The 14,222-nt window shown below is 60.3% G+C and carries 20 protein-coding genes and 1 tRNA gene; 8 read left to right on the plus strand and 13 right to left on the minus strand.

From position 1 onward, the window contains the following. The 3 genes from Q7T45_RS13870 to Q7T45_RS13880 form a co-directional block, all read left to right on the plus strand. Positions 1-187, plus strand: a 187-nt coding sequence (locus Q7T45_RS13870) for a hypothetical protein (protein WP_304871521.1), incomplete at its 5' end; no start/stop codon positions are given. Positions 188-200: 13 nt separating this feature from the next. After that, entirely contained in the window at positions 201-608 is a 408-nt protein-coding gene (locus tag Q7T45_RS13875) for a hypothetical protein (protein WP_304871522.1), read from the plus strand. A gap of 212 nt (positions 609-820) precedes the next feature. After that, the gene (locus Q7T45_RS13880) at positions 821-1,270 is read left to right on the plus strand and encodes a hypothetical protein (RefSeq protein ID WP_304871523.1); all 450 of its coding nucleotides are present in this window, start codon (positions 821-823) and stop codon (positions 1,268-1,270) included. Between the two features lie 92 nt (positions 1,271-1,362). On the opposite strand, the gene Q7T45_RS13885 is transcribed toward Q7T45_RS13880, so the two are convergent. From Q7T45_RS13885 to Q7T45_RS13930, 10 genes are all read right to left on the minus strand, one after another. Next, positions 1,363-1,677, minus strand: a complete 315-nt coding sequence (locus tag Q7T45_RS13885; RefSeq protein ID WP_304871524.1) for a hypothetical protein — start codon at positions 1,675-1,677, stop codon at positions 1,363-1,365. Then, complete coding sequence (locus Q7T45_RS13890) at positions 1,677-3,008, minus strand: tail fiber domain-containing protein (RefSeq protein WP_304871525.1); 1,332 nt, start codon at positions 3,006-3,008, stop codon at positions 1,677-1,679. The genes Q7T45_RS13885 and Q7T45_RS13890 overlap by 1 nt, the downstream gene beginning before the upstream one ends. A gap of 70 nt (positions 3,009-3,078) precedes the next feature. Beyond that, on the minus strand, positions 3,079-3,861 hold the full coding sequence (locus Q7T45_RS13895) for an ATP-dependent Clp protease proteolytic subunit (protein WP_304871526.1): 783 nt from the start codon (positions 3,859-3,861) through the stop codon (positions 3,079-3,081). Positions 3,862-4,018: 157 nt separating this feature from the next. Beyond that, entirely contained in the window at positions 4,019-4,531 is a 513-nt protein-coding gene (locus Q7T45_RS13900) for a hypothetical protein (protein WP_304871527.1), read from the minus strand. 82 nt (positions 4,532-4,613) lie between these two features. Continuing rightward, on the minus strand, positions 4,614-5,027 hold the full coding sequence (locus Q7T45_RS13905; protein ID WP_304871528.1) for a hypothetical protein: 414 nt from the start codon (positions 5,025-5,027) through the stop codon (positions 4,614-4,616). Between the two features lie 2 nt (positions 5,028-5,029). Beyond that, a complete protein-coding gene (locus Q7T45_RS13910) occupies positions 5,030-5,425 on the minus strand; it encodes a hypothetical protein (RefSeq protein WP_304871529.1) in 396 nt (131 codons plus the stop codon). Continuing rightward, the gene (locus tag Q7T45_RS13915; protein ID WP_304871530.1) at positions 5,418-5,696 is read right to left on the minus strand and encodes a hypothetical protein; all 279 of its coding nucleotides are present in this window, start codon (positions 5,694-5,696) and stop codon (positions 5,418-5,420) included. The genes Q7T45_RS13910 and Q7T45_RS13915 overlap by 8 nt, the downstream gene beginning before the upstream one ends. A gap of 192 nt (positions 5,697-5,888) precedes the next feature. After that, complete coding sequence (locus Q7T45_RS13920; RefSeq protein ID WP_304871531.1) at positions 5,889-7,340, minus strand: AAA family ATPase; 1,452 nt, start codon at positions 7,338-7,340, stop codon at positions 5,889-5,891. Beyond that, a complete protein-coding gene (locus Q7T45_RS13925) occupies positions 7,337-7,558 on the minus strand; it encodes a hypothetical protein (RefSeq protein WP_304871532.1) in 222 nt (73 codons plus the stop codon). The genes Q7T45_RS13920 and Q7T45_RS13925 overlap by 4 nt, the downstream gene beginning before the upstream one ends. Positions 7,559-7,767: 209 nt before the next feature. After that, a complete protein-coding gene (locus tag Q7T45_RS13930; RefSeq protein ID WP_304871533.1) occupies positions 7,768-7,968 on the minus strand; it encodes a hypothetical protein in 201 nt (66 codons plus the stop codon). Positions 7,969-8,111: 143 nt separating this feature from the next. On the opposite strand from Q7T45_RS13930, the gene Q7T45_RS13935 reads away from it, so the two are divergent. The 3 genes from Q7T45_RS13935 to Q7T45_RS13945 all read left to right on the plus strand — a co-directional run bounded on the left by Q7T45_RS13935 (position 8,112) and on the right by Q7T45_RS13945 (position 9,988). Next, positions 8,112-8,684, plus strand: a complete 573-nt coding sequence (locus Q7T45_RS13935; protein WP_304871534.1) for a hypothetical protein — start codon at positions 8,112-8,114, stop codon at positions 8,682-8,684. Then, positions 8,681-9,844 carry a tyrosine-type recombinase/integrase gene (locus Q7T45_RS13940; RefSeq protein WP_304871535.1) on the plus strand — a complete coding sequence of 388 codons (1,164 nt, stop codon included), beginning with the start codon at positions 8,681-8,683 and terminating at the stop codon, positions 9,842-9,844. Before Q7T45_RS13935 ends, Q7T45_RS13940 begins: the two co-directional genes overlap by 4 nt. A 69-nt stretch (positions 9,845-9,913) precedes the next feature. Further along, positions 9,914-9,988, plus strand: a tRNA-Thr gene (locus Q7T45_RS13945). 8 nt (positions 9,989-9,996) lie between these two features. On the opposite strand, the gene Q7T45_RS13950 is transcribed toward Q7T45_RS13945, so the two are convergent. Then, on the minus strand, positions 9,997-10,179 hold the full coding sequence (locus Q7T45_RS13950) for a hypothetical protein (protein WP_304871536.1): 183 nt from the start codon (positions 10,177-10,179) through the stop codon (positions 9,997-9,999). Between the two features lie 267 nt (positions 10,180-10,446). Here Q7T45_RS13950 and Q7T45_RS13955 point away from each other — a divergent pair, with 267 nt between their 5' ends. Together Q7T45_RS13955 and Q7T45_RS13960 are read left to right on the plus strand one after the other, a co-directional pair. Then, positions 10,447-10,728, plus strand: coding sequence for a hypothetical protein (locus Q7T45_RS13955; protein WP_304871537.1), 282 nt, complete (start codon positions 10,447-10,449; stop codon positions 10,726-10,728). Positions 10,729-10,931: 203 nt separating this feature from the next. Beyond that, positions 10,932-11,054, plus strand: a complete 123-nt coding sequence (locus Q7T45_RS13960) for a hypothetical protein (RefSeq protein ID WP_304871538.1) — start codon at positions 10,932-10,934, stop codon at positions 11,052-11,054. A gap of 55 nt (positions 11,055-11,109) precedes the next feature. Here Q7T45_RS13960 and Q7T45_RS13965 read toward each other — a convergent pair whose 3' ends face one another. Further along, complete coding sequence (locus Q7T45_RS13965) at positions 11,110-12,918, minus strand: tetratricopeptide repeat protein (protein WP_370691272.1); 1,809 nt, start codon at positions 12,916-12,918, stop codon at positions 11,110-11,112. Between the two features lie 219 nt (positions 12,919-13,137). Then, positions 13,138-14,187, minus strand: a complete 1,050-nt coding sequence (locus Q7T45_RS13970) for a malate/lactate/ureidoglycolate dehydrogenase (RefSeq protein WP_304871540.1) — start codon at positions 14,185-14,187, stop codon at positions 13,138-13,140. Between the last annotated feature and the right edge of the window lie 35 nt (positions 14,188-14,222).

The following is a 14,222-nucleotide window of genomic DNA, read 5'->3' on the forward strand; positions in this document are numbered from 1 at the left end:
GAATGCCCTTGCCGTCGCCCTTCGGTTGCGCTTTGATGCTGGCCTGGTCGGGGGATCATCAGTCATGAAGTCAAATTCACCGCGTTGGGTATGGGCGGCATTTGTGCTCGCGCTTCTCACCATTTGTTACGTCGTGATGCCACCAACCGCCGTCCAGCACGCCGCTGCACTGTGGGGCTGGGGCTGAAGGCAAACGGAAGATGATGCATTGCAAGATCGTTCAAATCGTCGCGTTGATCTATATGGCTTCCGGAGCGACGGCGTGGGCCCAGAGCCCCAAAGAATTGAGAACGAAGGTCGGCGTTCCGGTTGTGCTGGTCAATTTCCTAAATGCGCGGCCTGACTGCAGCACAAACCCGGGCCCGGTTGCCGTGCCCGTCGTCAGCGGCGCGCCGGCCAACGGCGTCATTCAGATGCAGATAACGGTGACAAACGTTCCTGCGTCTAGCAAATGCCCGGCGAGGAAGATTCCTAGTACCGCACTGTTATACGCCCCGAACAAAGAATTTTCAGGGGCGGACACGGTTCAGATTGATGTGGAAGTAGGTAATCAAAAGCGATCGTTAAGCTATCGGATAACGGTGCAAGCTGCTGGCCAGCAACTGTGAGAAACACTCACCGTGGCAAAGCTGCCGCGGCGTAGCAGCATTCTCCACGGCTAGAGGGCATGGCAAATCCCTCGCCAAAAAGTCGCTGAGTGATGGGCTCCTTCGCTTGTTCGCGGTGGGGTTGTGATGGTAAAGGTACAGCCTCAACCGAATGAGGCAGCAGGTCTCACCTCAGTCCGCGTCAGCAAAGTGCGGCACCACGGGCTAGTTTCATGCGAAAGATTTTGCTCTCGCTCGGCGCCATCGCGATCCTGACTGCTTCCTTTTTCGGAACGCTCTGGATCCTCGACAAGATCGACCCCGAGCCACCTTCCAGCTCAGCTGTGCGGCCCTCCGGTCCGGATCTGGTCCGTGTCGAGCACGCCAAGACGGTCAAGGCAGCGCTAGAAAAGTATCGCAGCGCCCGCGGCTCTTACCCTGCACCGTTCACAGGAAATCCGCTCTCGGCTCTTAAGCCGCATCTGGTCGATACAGGATACCTCAAGGCCATTCCCGAAGATCCAGATCCAGCGCCGGGCACATCGAAGCAATATAGCTACGCCTCCGACAAGGGGACGGTGTACGGGCTCTCGCTGATAATGAAATCCGGCGGCAGGTGCGTGACCGGCGTTGGAGCGTCCGGTCGGGGCTGGTGGTCGAATGCGCCGGATTGTCCCTTTTAGACGACCACCGATTGGAGCCGGCGCCAGGCGGCATCGAAGTTCGTAGCGTTTTCGCTCCACGCATAGAGATCCGAAGCCGAGGCAGTATCTGATCAGGCGTCCCCGTCGTCGTCAGGATCGTCAGGATTGTCACGCACAACTACAGTCAAGTCGTGCTTGAACTTTCGGATCAAAGTTTCGCCATCGCAGTCCGCGACAACATCAACCGTTGCGAGGAACTTTGATATCTCGCCCGGCTCGCCGCCGGAAAACGTGACGTTCTGCACCATCCCGTCCATGTCATGGCCGTCAACATTCACGGTCCCACCGATCCTGCTGATCTTCGCGTTCTGCAACGTCAGGCCTGATGCGATCAACCGAGACCAATCGACCGGAACTGTTTTCTGTTCGTTAGCATCCTTTTTCATTACCAGATCCCCGCCTTTTTCAATTTTTGATAGACGACCTGTTCGAACGCGACCATCTCAACGGTCATGCGCTCATACTGCCATCCGTCAGGATGCTTCTCGCCGGTCGGGTTTCCGAACTCGTCCAACTCATCGCGATACGATGCCAACAGTGGATTGACCTTGGCCCCCTGTTCGGCAATGAACCCAAGATGTCGCTGCGTCGGGTCATCGCTGGAGCACTTGGAGGTATAGGTGATCGGTTTATATTTGAGGACGTTCTCGGCAGCCTCGAAAATGTCGATAGGCTTGATATTGTCTTTGTAGAGGATGGATGAGGTCGAGCGGTTCAGATCGCCAGCGGAATCAACATTCACGTTTGCGGCGGTAGCGGTCGTAATGTCGTAAATGGACTGTGCGCGCACTTCCAACGTCGTCGGAAAAATTCGCATGGCAATAGTGCCCTCCTGATAGAAGATCATATCGCCGGTGTCCTGAAATTGGAAAATGGCATCGTTGGCAGAATTGACGCCGACAAGCAGGCCGTCAGTCGCGGTGGCGCCGCCGGCACCGGCTGAAGTCACATGCAGATAGCAGCTTCCGGTAGCGGCATTGATGTGCAGCTTTTCCGTGAGGACGTTGGTTCCGATGGCAACGCGCGGGGTGCTAGTTTCCACATACAGGGCCGTGCTGTTGATGATGAAATCATTGTTAGCTGTGATGTTTTTGCCAACGAAAGTCGTGGTGTGAGAAGATGAAGTTCCGATAGACAAATTCGCATTGAGGGTCAGATCACCGCCCGCTAACGTAAGCGCGTCAGCCGAGTGTGTGAGCGTCACGTCGCCGTTATTCCAGTTGATGACCGAACCTGAGGCAAGGAAGAGGTCGGACCACATCAGCGCGGAAGTGCCGAGAGCCGCGCCGTCGCTGGCGGTCGGAACGGCGTTGCGGCTGAATTCGACCGCCCCCGTCGATGTCGCGCCAAGCCGGATCGTGCCGGAGCCTTTTGCATCGATGGTGAGATTTTCGTTGGTGCCGGAGGAAATAACCGACAACGCCAGGCCTCCGGCGGCCGCCGCACCCTTGATCTTCAAGCCGGTGACAACCGAGGCTGTCGAAGCATCGACCTGCAGCACCGGGTCGGTGGCGCCCTGGCGCCCAGCGGCGATCAGGCTGGCCGACGTTCCGGTGACAGTCAGCGAGCCTACGACAATGCCGGAGGCCGCGGCTTCGATGGCTGCAGCCACCGTGGCGATATCATCGATGATCGCCGGAAATGCAGTGACGTAGCCGTAGGGCGAGAAATCGGCTTCGGCATAGGTGTTGCCGTTGATGGTGACCGGAAAGGGCATCAGACTCGCTCCTTAATTGCGGGTGAAAAAAGTATAGATCGGTTGCGCATTTCAGTTGCGCCGTCGCCGTTCATTGCCCGGCCCCTTCGTCCATCGATCTCGGTCCATCGAAGCCGCCGGCGCGGGTAAATGCGAGGTGACCAAACACCCGCCCGCGCTGCTGCCCGTTCGACGCGCCCGCAATGAAGGCTTGGCGCGCCTTGCTGAATTCATCCCAACGAAGTGCAAGCAGAGCTGGCGGACTCGATGCCGGGTAGCCGTGCCATGCGAAAGGCCGGCCATTGCGCCAAATTTCTTCACCTTCTAAGCAGTCAATCACGCCCAGATCCGCTGCCCGATTCAGCGACATCAAGCGCTCATTTCGAATTTCCTTGGCGAACATCTCGGCGCTCCGGCCAGTTCGCGCCGCATATAGATCGACTAGTTTTTGATCTTCCCGCTGAAGCAGCGCGGCGATGGTAAGGTGCTTCTCACGCGTCCAACGCCCGCCTTTTTCCGGGGGGATTTCGACGGCATGGAAGAGCAGCTTCGTTCCATGGGTCGCCTGCCGAAAATCGCCCGCCATCAGAATCAGTGTGGCCGCCGAGCAACATTCGCCATCGGCAATGGTCGTAATATACCCAGGGTGACGATCAAGCGCCGCAACGACTTTCTCCGCGTCATAGACGTTGCCGCCAGGGCTGGTGATTCGCACCTCGACGTGGGGCGCGCGGCGATGGGCCAACAACGCGGCCTCGACAGCGATGGACGATATTCCCTTTTTTTCGCCAGGCCGCGGCCCTACCCGGCCCTGCAGGGTCAGACGCAACGTGTCGCCGTCGCGCCGATGCACCTTCGGGAGATATCGCGCCATTATTGCGATCGCTCGATCTCGATTTGGCGTTGGCTTCATGATGCGCGCCCCGAACGTAAATGGGCGATGCGGCCGGCACCGGCTTCTAGGCGCCGGCCGCAATCGTTGCTGGGCCCTATGCGCGAAGGACAAATTCGCCAGTGCCCGCGACGAATGCTCATTTCAGTAGTGCTTTCGCGTGGTCGACGAGGGCGACGCCAGCAACGTGGCCGAGCCGCGGCATGTCGGGATTGCCGGCCCGCCGAATTTCCTCGATGCACGCAATTAGAAGATCAGTCGCCTCGGTGATTTCCTCATACGCAGCGACAATTCGCGCCGCGCATTGCTTTTGCGCGGATCGCAGCGCGTCGTCGACCCGATCGGCGCGCGCGCGGCGCAGCTCGGAAACGCGCGGGCGTTCGATGTTGATCGTTTTTTCGATCGCCTTGATGTCGATGTCCAGCGCGGCAATCCGGTCCCGGGTCTGCTTCGTGTCGCGGCCGGCGCGCTGACCGTCATTGATCGCAGCCTGCTGCTCGGCCCGCAGAACGTCGCGCCGGGATCGCAAGCCTGTCAGGCTCGTTTCCGCCATCTGCAGCTGCGGACCCTTTCCGACGGCGACGGCAAGATCATGGACGATCTCTGCGGAGATCGGCGGGCGCTCTTCGTTGTCAGGCTTTCGGGCGAACATGGCGGCGGTGTTCCTTGTTGCGACAATGACCGAAAGCTAATCCGCCGAATCATGCCAGCGCGAGTAACGCGTTACGGTGAACTTAAGATATCTGCCGGCCGGCGTGTCGACGCGGGCCTCGCCCTTCGCCGCGCCAGGGCGAAACCGCCGCGTCTGGCACGGCAGCCACACGTCCCGCGGCGTAGTCATCCAGCAATATCGAAATGGCAGCGTCTACCTTCTTCGGATCCGCGCTCGCTTGCTCGGAAATCCGCTTGTCGTCGATGAGCCGATCGATGATCTGATTGTTGATCTCAGGCGCAGCAACGCGATCGACGCCTGCCCGCCTCCGATCGCGAAGCAACTTCTGGCGCGCCGCGCCATCGAGCGCCATCATGAAAATATGCCCATGACCGAACGCCGCTTGCATCGCCGCTTCGGCCGCACGCACCCTCGCGACCGCGGCCTCGAGCCGGGCGCGGTCGTCTGGGTCCAGTTTGCTAAGGACGTGGGGCATGGTCAGACCAGCGGTACTTCGCGCTTGACGGCGCCTGGCTGGCCCGGTCCTCGCCCAGGATCAAGTAGCGAGCCGAATACCCAAGGATCTCGCCATCTTTGTGAATCCAAAGCCGGCACGCTGGCGTGGATGCGGGCAAGATCGATCTCCGGCGGCCGCACCCTACGTTCGTCGGTTGCGATTTGGAAAACCGCTTCAAGCTTTGCGGACGCGAAAAGACGGGCTTCCGGCGGCCAAGTTACATCGCCGGCAATGGCAATCAGGCGATCCCAATCGTGTTCATCGTAAACATTATCAATCGCACGCTTTACTACTTCAATTCGCTCCGCCGACTGCATGTCATGAATGCCGACGCCGCGATGGCGGGCGACGATCGGAATCTGGTCGAGCTCAGTCATTCTTACCTCCTTGCAAAATCCGTAAAGCGCGTCGCGAAACTGCGTCTCCCGCGTCGAACATTTCAATCTGTTCTGGTTGCGCTTGGCGGTTGCTAACGATCAGCGCCTTGGCCGCCGCCACTCGCGCTGATGCAGGCGCGCTGTCGTCGCCCGCAATCGTGCGCAGCACGTTGACCGGATCGACTTCCGCCACGTTGACCCCAGCAAGCGCTGCTGTGCTCGCGGCTTTCCGGGTAGGTCGCCCGCGCTTTGCTTTCGTTTTCTTTGCCATTTGCTTCTGGTCCTCAATTTGATTTTCTGGGAAAATTCAGGGCGCGCGTACAGGGTCTGGGTGTCACCCATTGTGGTAGAAGTTCCCTACCCGGGCAGCCTTTGATAACCCCCCCCTTCCGGATCGCCGGAAGCTTTTTCTTTTAGATTCGCGGCGCTGCGCCGAAGAATTTAGGCCCCCTACCCGCGCCCATCAGACGCCGTCTCCGGCATCGCCGTCGTCACTGGAGACCAGCCGAAGGTGTCCCTCCGAGCCCGAAGATGCCCCTTCCCGGGAAGGGGCATCTTCGACACTGTTGGGGCATCTTCGGAGCGACCAGACCCAGCCGCCCTTCATGCCGGACTTCTCCGGCTTGATGCCAAGAGCGTCCTTGGCGGTCCTCAGGCTCTTGGTGCTGATGCCGGCCTCCCTCGCCGCGGACTGGACCTCCTTGGCGGGAACCGGGCCGACGGCCAGCAGGTCCTCGAGGAAGTCGCTGGCCTCGTCCTTGGCGGACCGGGCGGACTCCCCGCCCTGAAGGGCGGCCAATGCCTTGTCGGCGCTGATGGTGACTGGCTCGGACTCGTACATGATCCGGCTGGTCGGGATCGACCGGCCCTCATGCTCGATCAGACAGCCCTCAATCCGATACGCCAAACCGGTGCTCAAGGGGCCGATGTTGGACTTTGACGGGATAAGGAGCTTTCGAGTCTCATCGGCTTCGTCCGACGTCACGATGAATGCCGCCCGCGCAGCGTTGACGAAGGCGACCGAACCGATGAAGCGGGAGTTGGCGGTCCCACTGCCCTTTGAAAAATGATTGTTCGCGATCACCGCAACCCGGGTCCGGGACGCGAAGTCATTGAGCGGATCCAGAACTCCGCGGACATCGGCGTTCTTGTGGGAGTCCACCGTCCCGAGATAACTGGTGATCGGGTCCAAGATGACCATGATCACATTCGGCAACTCGGCTATCAGATCTTCGAGTCGATGAAGGTCCGCCTGGAGGCTGAAGCCACGGTGACGTTGCTGCTCATCGCTGACCGATCGGATCACAAAAACCCGTGACATGTTGGCGCCGGCCGCGATCAGTCTCGGAGCGAGAGTGTCTGCAACGTCGTCTTCGGAACTAAGCCAAATCACGTCCCCAGCATCAGCACCTGCGGCACCATCCGGCCATCTATCGCCAGTGGTCGCGCGGGCAGTGAGATCGGCCAATATGGTGCTTTTGCCCTGACCGCCTTCGCCTGCCAGGCCGTGAGCCTTGCCGCGCGCCAAACGATTGGGCCACAGGTATTCAATAGCGATCGGTGTGACGTCGCTCATTTTGATGACGTTGAGGCTGCCGGCGCTGTGCTTATTGTCGGCGGCCGCGTCAGCGCTTGGCTTCGTATTTTTTACGACTCCAAGTTCTGGATTTTCTGCAGACTGAACGGCGGTCGCAAGGCAACCCTGGATAAAGCCTTGGTCGAGACCAAGCGCCTCACCGGCATTCTGAAATCGATCAACAGTATCGGCTTTGTCCATTCCGCCGGCCAACGCGTGTTTCATGCCGTCCCGGCAGCACTGGGCGAACACCTTGGACTCCAGCCCGGCCGCCGCCTTCATAATTGTACGTAGCGCGACGTCGACACCTTCTGAGTATGTTGAGCGATGAAAATTCATGCCCGGTACTCCGCGCCCGAAAAGTCTGCGATTGCTATTCCAGCGATGTTGGCTTGTTCACGGTCCTGGAAGCGCCGGCTCGAGATCCACCGCGCATCACCGGCGACGTAGCGGATTGCTAGTTGGCTGCTGCCGTCGGCAGGGTCCCGAATCTCGACGACGTCGACGACGGCACCCATTGCGCGCGAAACGATTTGAAGGGCTGTGTCCTCGTTCATGCGGCACCACTATCGCCGAAAACGAACGGAATCAGCGCGGAGGCCACAGAAGCGCTGATAGCGTGCTTCCGAACGAGCCGTGCGACTTGAAGTCGCTGGGTGATCTTGCTATCTGTGAGATCGAGCCGGCCGCCAAGCTGCTCAATCTCTGACGCCGGTTTTCCGCATAACGCGGTGGCCGGCGTCGTCGTATCTGAGACGATCATCGATCAGCCGACCATCCCGAGCTTCTTACGAAGCGACGCAGTGATGACAGCCTTTTTCCTGCCGATAGTGATGACGTCAATCTCACCCCGTAAAATCGCGTCATAGATGCCGTTTCGACTCAACGGCAGGATCCGGGACTTCAGCAACTGGTCCGGCGTGATCGTCGGCCGCTCCAGCAATTCGGTAATTTCCTTGGTGGTCATGATATCCTCGTGAGTGGTACCTCTTTTGAATAAATACGGTACCACTCGATATCGTCCCATCCGATGGTAACATCAACCAAGAATTAGGTAGTATTCACGAATAAATGTGGTAACACTTTACGCTGACGAAGGCAGGGCGGTACATGAAAAGCGCGAAAAAGCAGAAACAGGAACAGGTGAATTTCCGAACCACGCCTGATGTGAAGGCGAGGATCCAAGCGGAGGCGGACGCCCGCGGCATTACCTTCAACAAAGAGGTCAATCGCCGTCTGCAGGATTCACTGGCCGCCCCCGATCAACACGACCTCACCCACGTACCTGGGTTGTTGGCAATTGCGACAGCCATGAATGTGGCCGGTCAATACGCGTGTCTTCATTCGTCGCTATCGGGAGCTACAGCGCCGACGAAATGGTGGGACGATCCATATGCCTACGATCAGGCTGTGCGCGCCGCGAACCGAATTTTCGAAGCGCTGCGGCCGACAGGCAAAATCTCGAAGCCAACACTGCTTTCAGGTAAGGCCGGTACCCTCGATTTAGGTGCAGTGGCGGAAAATCTGGGAGTCGGACTTGCAAACGGCGTGATCTCAGAGATCGCTAGTGATGAGCCAACTACGACCACCGCGATAGCCCGCGCACCCAAACTTAGGGCAGATCTAGGCGCCGACCTAGTGACGCGACTTCGCGCATTCAAAAAGAGGGGACAGCCGAAATGAAGGGCAGCATCCGCGAGCGTTCACCCGGCCGCTGGGCCATCATCCTCGAACAGCGCGACGCCGCCACCGGCAAGCGCAAGCGCAAATGGCACAGCTTCGCCGGCACGAAGCGACAGGCCCAGGTGGAATGCGCCAGACTGATCTCTGAAATGAAGGGCGGCACTTATCTTGAGCCGAGCAAGACCACGGTTGCCCAATTCCTCGATCGCTGGCTGGAGCACATGACGTCGCAGGTGTCGCCTAAGTCGCACGCGCGATACGGAGAGCTGGCAAAAAAGAACATTACTCCGTTGCTCGGCGCCGTTGTGCTTACGCAGTTGCGACCCGCACTGATATCCGCCGCTTATTCGAAGGCGCTCAATGAAGGTCGGAGGGACGGAAAAGGCGGGCTATCGCCCCAGACGGTCACCCATATGCATCGCGTCCTCAAGCAGGCCATCGGCCAGGCCGTGAAGTGGGAATTACTGAACCGAAACCCCGTCGACGCGGTCGACCCGCCGAAAGCGGCGCGCGGCCTTATGCAGACTTACGATCTCGATCAGACAGCCGAGTTGATCGAGGCCATGCGCCCTACCCGGATGTTCGTCCCCACCCTGCTTGCGGTGCTGTGCGGGATGCGCCGCGGTGAGGTAGCCGCCCTGCGCTGGAAGAATGTCGATCTCGTCTCCGGCCAGCTTGCCATTCTGGAAAGCGCCGAACAGGTAGGCTCAAAGGTTCGCTACAAGACGCCAAAGAGCGGCAAGGGGCGAACGCTGGCGCTGTCAGCTAGCCTGGTCGAGGAACTGCGGGCGCACCGCCTGCGCCAAGCGGAGGAGCTTCTAAAGGTCGGCGTGCGGCTGTCTGATAGCACGTTCGTCGTGGCGCAAGCGGACGGCACGCCGCTGCAACCCGACACCCTGACGCAGGACTGGTTTCGCAAGCTTGCCGGCACGGCATTGCCACGGATCCGGTTCCACGATCTCAGGCACGCTCACGCCACCCATCTGCTGGCCAACGGCATCCATCCAAAGGTCGCCAGCGAGCGCCTCGGACACAGCAAGATCGGCATCACGCTCGATCTCTATTCACACGTCCTGCCGGGCATGGAAGCCGACGCGGCCGAGCGCGTTGACGCGGCGCTGCAGCTTGCAATAAACAGGCGCACCAAGACCGTTGGGTAGCAAAGCGGTAGCAAATGGCGTGTTGACAGAAACCAACACGCGGAATACCGAAACACTCTCAATGCGTTAGCCGGTTTAGCTCAGCGGTAGAGCAGCGGTTTTGTAAACCGAAGGTCGGGAGTTCAATCCTCTCAACCGGCACCAGTCCCCCCTCAGTGCCCAGCCAACCGCCAGAGCTGCACCATCTGCAACACTGCAATCGCGCCGAACCCGGCCAGCACGGACAGGCCGGCGAACCACACCCATTGCGGGCGCTCCTTGTAGGCAAGGAAGGTGGCGCAGCCGACGCAGAAGATTGCAGGCAGGTTTGCGACCAAGAGAACCTGGGCCAGCATCTTGATCTCCCGTGAATGATCATTGAAGCGTAGTGCGCAGGTGTCAGCGGGACTGTGCCGCACGTCACGCTTCCACGAGACTCCCGCATCAACGCACGATTTGCATCTGACGGCGTCACGTCGCTCGCTTCACGTTCGGTTCACGTCGACGTGTACGACCGGCTCTGAATTTTTTCAGGCGCGCTCTCGAACCGGTTTCGATCTGGCACCGTCGAACTTCCGTGCGAGCCATTCCGGTTTCGCCGAAACAAGGAATGGAGAGATCAGATGTCGATGCAATCAAGATTATCTGCGGCTGCCTTGCTCACTCTCGCTGCACTCGGCGCGATGGCGACGGCGCCGGCGTCCGCGGAAACCATGATCTGCGATCAGGTGGTATCGCGAAAGGCGTGTGGCGATCACATGGCGTATGTGGCGACGCTGACCGTGCGCAAGCCCGGATCGACCGTGAGCTACATGAACAACCTCGATCCGCGCTATAACCAGTCGATGCAGGATGCCGGCGGCGGTGGTGGCGGCGGAGGCGGTGGTGGCGGCGGCGGTCGCTAAGCCAGGTTGAGTTCGCAAGACGAGCAGGACGCCGCCGGGATGACCCGGCGGCGCACCTGTTTTTAAACGATCGCATTGACGTGATTTTGCATCGCGCCCGTTAACCCCCTTCGTTTACAAAGCGTAAACAAGCCGGTGACAGCCTTGGGGCGGAGGTCGCCATGCAGATCTATCCCGTCCCCGTCGCCGTCACACAGGCCTGAGTGCTGCTGCTCGCCGAGCAAGCCGCAAAGGCTCCGCAGCGGATCATCGCCGATGCCGTGCTCGACGTCTTCGCGGCCAAGAACCAGGCCGAGCGCGAGGCGATCGTCGACATCAAGGTCTGACGGTAGCGAGCGCCGGAATATTGCCGCGCCGACCTGGCCGAAGATTCCGGCCGCGTTACTTCGCAACGAAGAAAAAATCCTCCTTGCCCGGCAACGAACCATAGGTGTACGGCTCCTGCCGGCCGGCGGTCGCTTCCATCACGTCATCGCGAACGAGACGGAACACCTTGTTGATCTCGACTCCCGGCGTGGCGATTCGTTGAACCACCGCCACCGCAAACGGCGAATTGCCGCCTTCGCCGTCAAGCGCAACCTGCCCGTCCTTCGCGGCGAATACGACCAGTGTCGCGCCGGCTACCTTGACTTCCGCAAGGCCGCGCCCGTTGGTCGATCGCGAAGCGATCGGCGCGCCGGCGGTGGACGTTCTGACGACAGCTTCCGGATTTACCGTCTGGCGCGGCGCGAACGGATTGTCGCGGCACGCGTCGAGCATGACCAGCTTGATCCGTTTCGCCGCGTCGGTGGCGCGCAGCACCTGTGACAACGGAACGGCTTCGTATTCGATGTCGCGGTCGACGGCCAGCGTGGCATCGACCGGCACGAGATAGTTGACGCCTCCCACCTCGATGCCGTGCCCGGCGTAATAGACCATCGCCCAATCGGAATTCTCGGCCTCATTGGCGAAGGTTCGCAGCGCGTCAATCAGCCTTTCGCGCGTCACGTCGCTTGCAAGCGTGACGGTTTCGAACCCGATGTTGCGAAGGGATTTTGCGATGGCTTCGGCATCGTTGTGCGGGTTGGAAAGCGGTGGCACGCTTCTGTAGGCCGAATTGCCGATCACCAATGCGACGCGGCGGCCTCGCCGATCGGTTGGCTGCATCGTGGCCGCGGGAACCAGCGCGGTCGGCGTCGGAACGGACTTGGAAGAGGCGGCCTTGGTCGGTGCGGCGGGAATGACGGGTTGCAGCGCGCCTGAATCAAGCGCCGCCAGCCTGGCTTTGGCGGTTTCAAGACTGGACTTGCTGACGTCGGAACGGTTCTGACTTCGCGACGCCAGCGCCTTCTCGAATTCGGCGCGCGCCCGCTTCGGGTTGCCCATCTTCTCGAAGGTCAATCCCCGCCCGGTGTAGGCGGGAATGCTGTCCAGTTCGAAAACCAGGGTCTTGTCATAGTCCGCCAAAGCACGTCCGAACTCGCCCCTGTAGCGAAATGTGTCTCCGCGCGTCTGATAGCTGTTCGCATTCCTCGGACTGATGCGAACCTGCTTGTCCTGATCGGCGAGTGCGCGGTCGAGGTCTCCCTTCAGCCGCCATATCTCGCCGCGATTGGCGTAGGCCCTGACGTCGTTGGGGTCTCGCCGGATGGCCTCGTCGTAGTCTGCGATCGCCCTGTCGTAATCGCCCTTGTCTCGCCAGACCAGCGCCCTGTTGTTGTAGAATACCGAAAACGCCGGCTCCAGGCGAATGGCTTCGCCATAGTCCGCGATGGCCTTGTCCAATTCGCCGAGCTGCCACCATACCGAAGCGCGAACGCTGTAAACCCGGGAATTGTTGGGGTCGAGACGAGCGGCTTCTTCAAGATCGGCAAATGCGCGTGCGGTGTCGCCCTTCCGGTACCACGCCTCCGCACGATTGACCCAGGACCACAGGTAGTTCGGGTCGAGGCGGATCGCCTGATCGTAATCTTCGATCGCGCGGTTGAATTGTTCCTTGTTCGTGAGGGCCATACCTCTCAGCGTATGGATTCTGGCCCGCTCGTTCGGCGGTTTCATCCATGAAAGCGCCCGGCTGCAACCCGCTATCTGACGGTCGTAGTCGGTTCTCTGATTGCAATCCTGAAGATCGCTGTTGTTGCCGGCGGCCATCGCCTGAAAAGCAGAAGTAACCAAAACGGCGGCGACCAGAAAAAAATGCCTGATCCGCATGATCCATTCCCTTGATCGGACAGTGGATGAAATGATCTTCGCAGGAGTCTCGCAATTTGAATTGTTGGTCCTGGACCCATGGGTTGGTTCAATGCACCGACCGCGGTCCTTGAGTCCGAGGCCTGCAAGCCTAATGCGTGGGCATCGGGAGGAATGTGCGGCCCGTCACGGATGCCGCCCGAGCGGCATCGCTCTTGTAACCGACGCTATGCCCACCGCTCAGCTATCGAGACGAATCTGATAGCGCTCCGCGATCGCCATCAACTGGCCCCAGGTCGCATCGTCGATTTCGATGCCGTTGGCCATGCGCTCGGCCCGGGCAATTCGCTCGGGCTCACCGGCGACCAGAACCGGGAGATCCCGATCGGCAGGTTCGGCCGATTTCACCCAGGCAATCATGGCGTCGATCTCGGCGAGCATGCTGTCGCGCGTGGAAAGCCTGGCCGGATCGATCACGATGCTCAGCATGCCGTTGAGGATGCCTCGCTCGGGCGGCGTCGCCGTGGATACACTTGCCGAACCGACGATGGCCCCGGCCAGCAATTCGCACACCAGCGCCAGGCCGGACCCTTTGTGCTCGCCGAACGGCAACACCACGCCGCGTGGCTCGGTATACATGACGGAGGGGTTGGTCGTGGGCTTGCCGGCATGGTCGAGCAACGCGCCTGATAGCATCGGCTTGCCGGCATTGTGCGCGACCCTCACCTTTCCCAGCGCCACGCGGCTGGTCGCGAAATCGAGCAGGATCGGCTCGTTGCTGTCAGTACCGGGGATGGCGATGCAGACCGGATTGGTCAGGAACCTGCCTTCCTTTCCGCGGAACGGCGCGACCCCCGGCGTTCCCGACGCGACGTTGACGAAGTGCAGCGCCACCATTCCCGCCCGGGCCGCAATCTCGCCATAGGTCCCGACGCGACCGATATGATGCGCATTGCGCAACCCGTTCACGGCAACGCCGTGCTTGCGCGCCGCCTCGATCGCCCATTCCACCGCCTGCCGGGCGACGACCTGGCCGTAGCCTGCATGGGCGTCCCAGACCGAGATGGTGCCGGTGTCCGACACGATCTCGGGCGCCTGGTTGACCTTCAGCGTACCATTGTCCAGGTCACGCACATAGGCGACCAGCATCCCGACGCCATGGCTATCGTGGCCGCGCAGGTTTGCCTCGACCAGATGCTCGGCAACGATGGACGCCTCGGCGGGCGAACTGCCGCCGACATTGACGATGCGGTTCGCAAGCTTGAGCAGCTTCAAATGGTCGATAATCATGTTTCGCTCCGTTTTGTGACGTGCCGATGTTTGAA

The organism is Bradyrhizobium sp. (assembly GCF_030646015.1).
Taxonomy (GTDB): domain Bacteria; phylum Pseudomonadota; class Alphaproteobacteria; order Rhizobiales; family Xanthobacteraceae; genus Bradyrhizobium.

What these genes read in the sequence shown, in the direction of transcription:
- Q7T45_RS13875 (WP_304871522.1), top strand. Translation starts at nt 201, where the DNA reads ATGATGCATTGCAAGATCGTTCAAATCGTCGCGTTGATCTATATGGCT.
- Q7T45_RS13880 (WP_304871523.1), top strand. Translation starts at nt 821, where the DNA reads ATGCGAAAGATTTTGCTCTCGCTCGGCGCCATCGCGATCCTGACTGCT.
- Q7T45_RS13885 (WP_304871524.1), bottom strand. Translation starts at nt 1,677, where the DNA reads ATGAAAAAGGATGCTAACGAACAGAAAACAGTTCCGGTCGATTGGTCT.
- Q7T45_RS13890 (WP_304871525.1), bottom strand. Translation starts at nt 3,008, where the DNA reads ATGCCCTTTCCGGTCACCATCAACGGCAACACCTATGCCGAAGCCGAT.
- Q7T45_RS13895 (WP_304871526.1), bottom strand. Translation starts at nt 3,861, where the DNA reads ATGGCGCGATATCTCCCGAAGGTGCATCGGCGCGACGGCGACACGTTG.
- Q7T45_RS13900 (WP_304871527.1), bottom strand. Translation starts at nt 4,531, where the DNA reads ATGTTCGCCCGAAAGCCTGACAACGAAGAGCGCCCGCCGATCTCCGCA.
- Q7T45_RS13905 (WP_304871528.1), bottom strand. Translation starts at nt 5,027, where the DNA reads ATGCCCCACGTCCTTAGCAAACTGGACCCAGACGACCGCGCCCGGCTC.
- Q7T45_RS13910 (WP_304871529.1), bottom strand. Translation starts at nt 5,425, where the DNA reads ATGACTGAGCTCGACCAGATTCCGATCGTCGCCCGCCATCGCGGCGTC.
- Q7T45_RS13915 (WP_304871530.1), bottom strand. Translation starts at nt 5,696, where the DNA reads ATGGCAAAGAAAACGAAAGCAAAGCGCGGGCGACCTACCCGGAAAGCC.
- Q7T45_RS13920 (WP_304871531.1), bottom strand. Translation starts at nt 7,340, where the DNA reads ATGAATTTTCATCGCTCAACATACTCAGAAGGTGTCGACGTCGCGCTA.
- Q7T45_RS13925 (WP_304871532.1), bottom strand. Translation starts at nt 7,558, where the DNA reads ATGAACGAGGACACAGCCCTTCAAATCGTTTCGCGCGCAATGGGTGCC.
- Q7T45_RS13930 (WP_304871533.1), bottom strand. Translation starts at nt 7,968, where the DNA reads ATGACCACCAAGGAAATTACCGAATTGCTGGAGCGGCCGACGATCACG.
- Q7T45_RS13935 (WP_304871534.1), top strand. Translation starts at nt 8,112, where the DNA reads ATGAAAAGCGCGAAAAAGCAGAAACAGGAACAGGTGAATTTCCGAACC.
- Q7T45_RS13940 (WP_304871535.1), top strand. Translation starts at nt 8,681, where the DNA reads ATGAAGGGCAGCATCCGCGAGCGTTCACCCGGCCGCTGGGCCATCATC.
- Q7T45_RS13950 (WP_304871536.1), bottom strand. Translation starts at nt 10,179, where the DNA reads ATGCTGGCCCAGGTTCTCTTGGTCGCAAACCTGCCTGCAATCTTCTGC.
- Q7T45_RS13955 (WP_304871537.1), top strand. Translation starts at nt 10,447, where the DNA reads ATGTCGATGCAATCAAGATTATCTGCGGCTGCCTTGCTCACTCTCGCT.
- Q7T45_RS13965 (WP_370691272.1), bottom strand. Translation starts at nt 12,918, where the DNA reads ATGCGGATCAGGCATTTTTTTCTGGTCGCCGCCGTTTTGGTTACTTCT.
- Q7T45_RS13970 (WP_304871540.1), bottom strand. Translation starts at nt 14,187, where the DNA reads ATGATTATCGACCATTTGAAGCTGCTCAAGCTTGCGAACCGCATCGTC.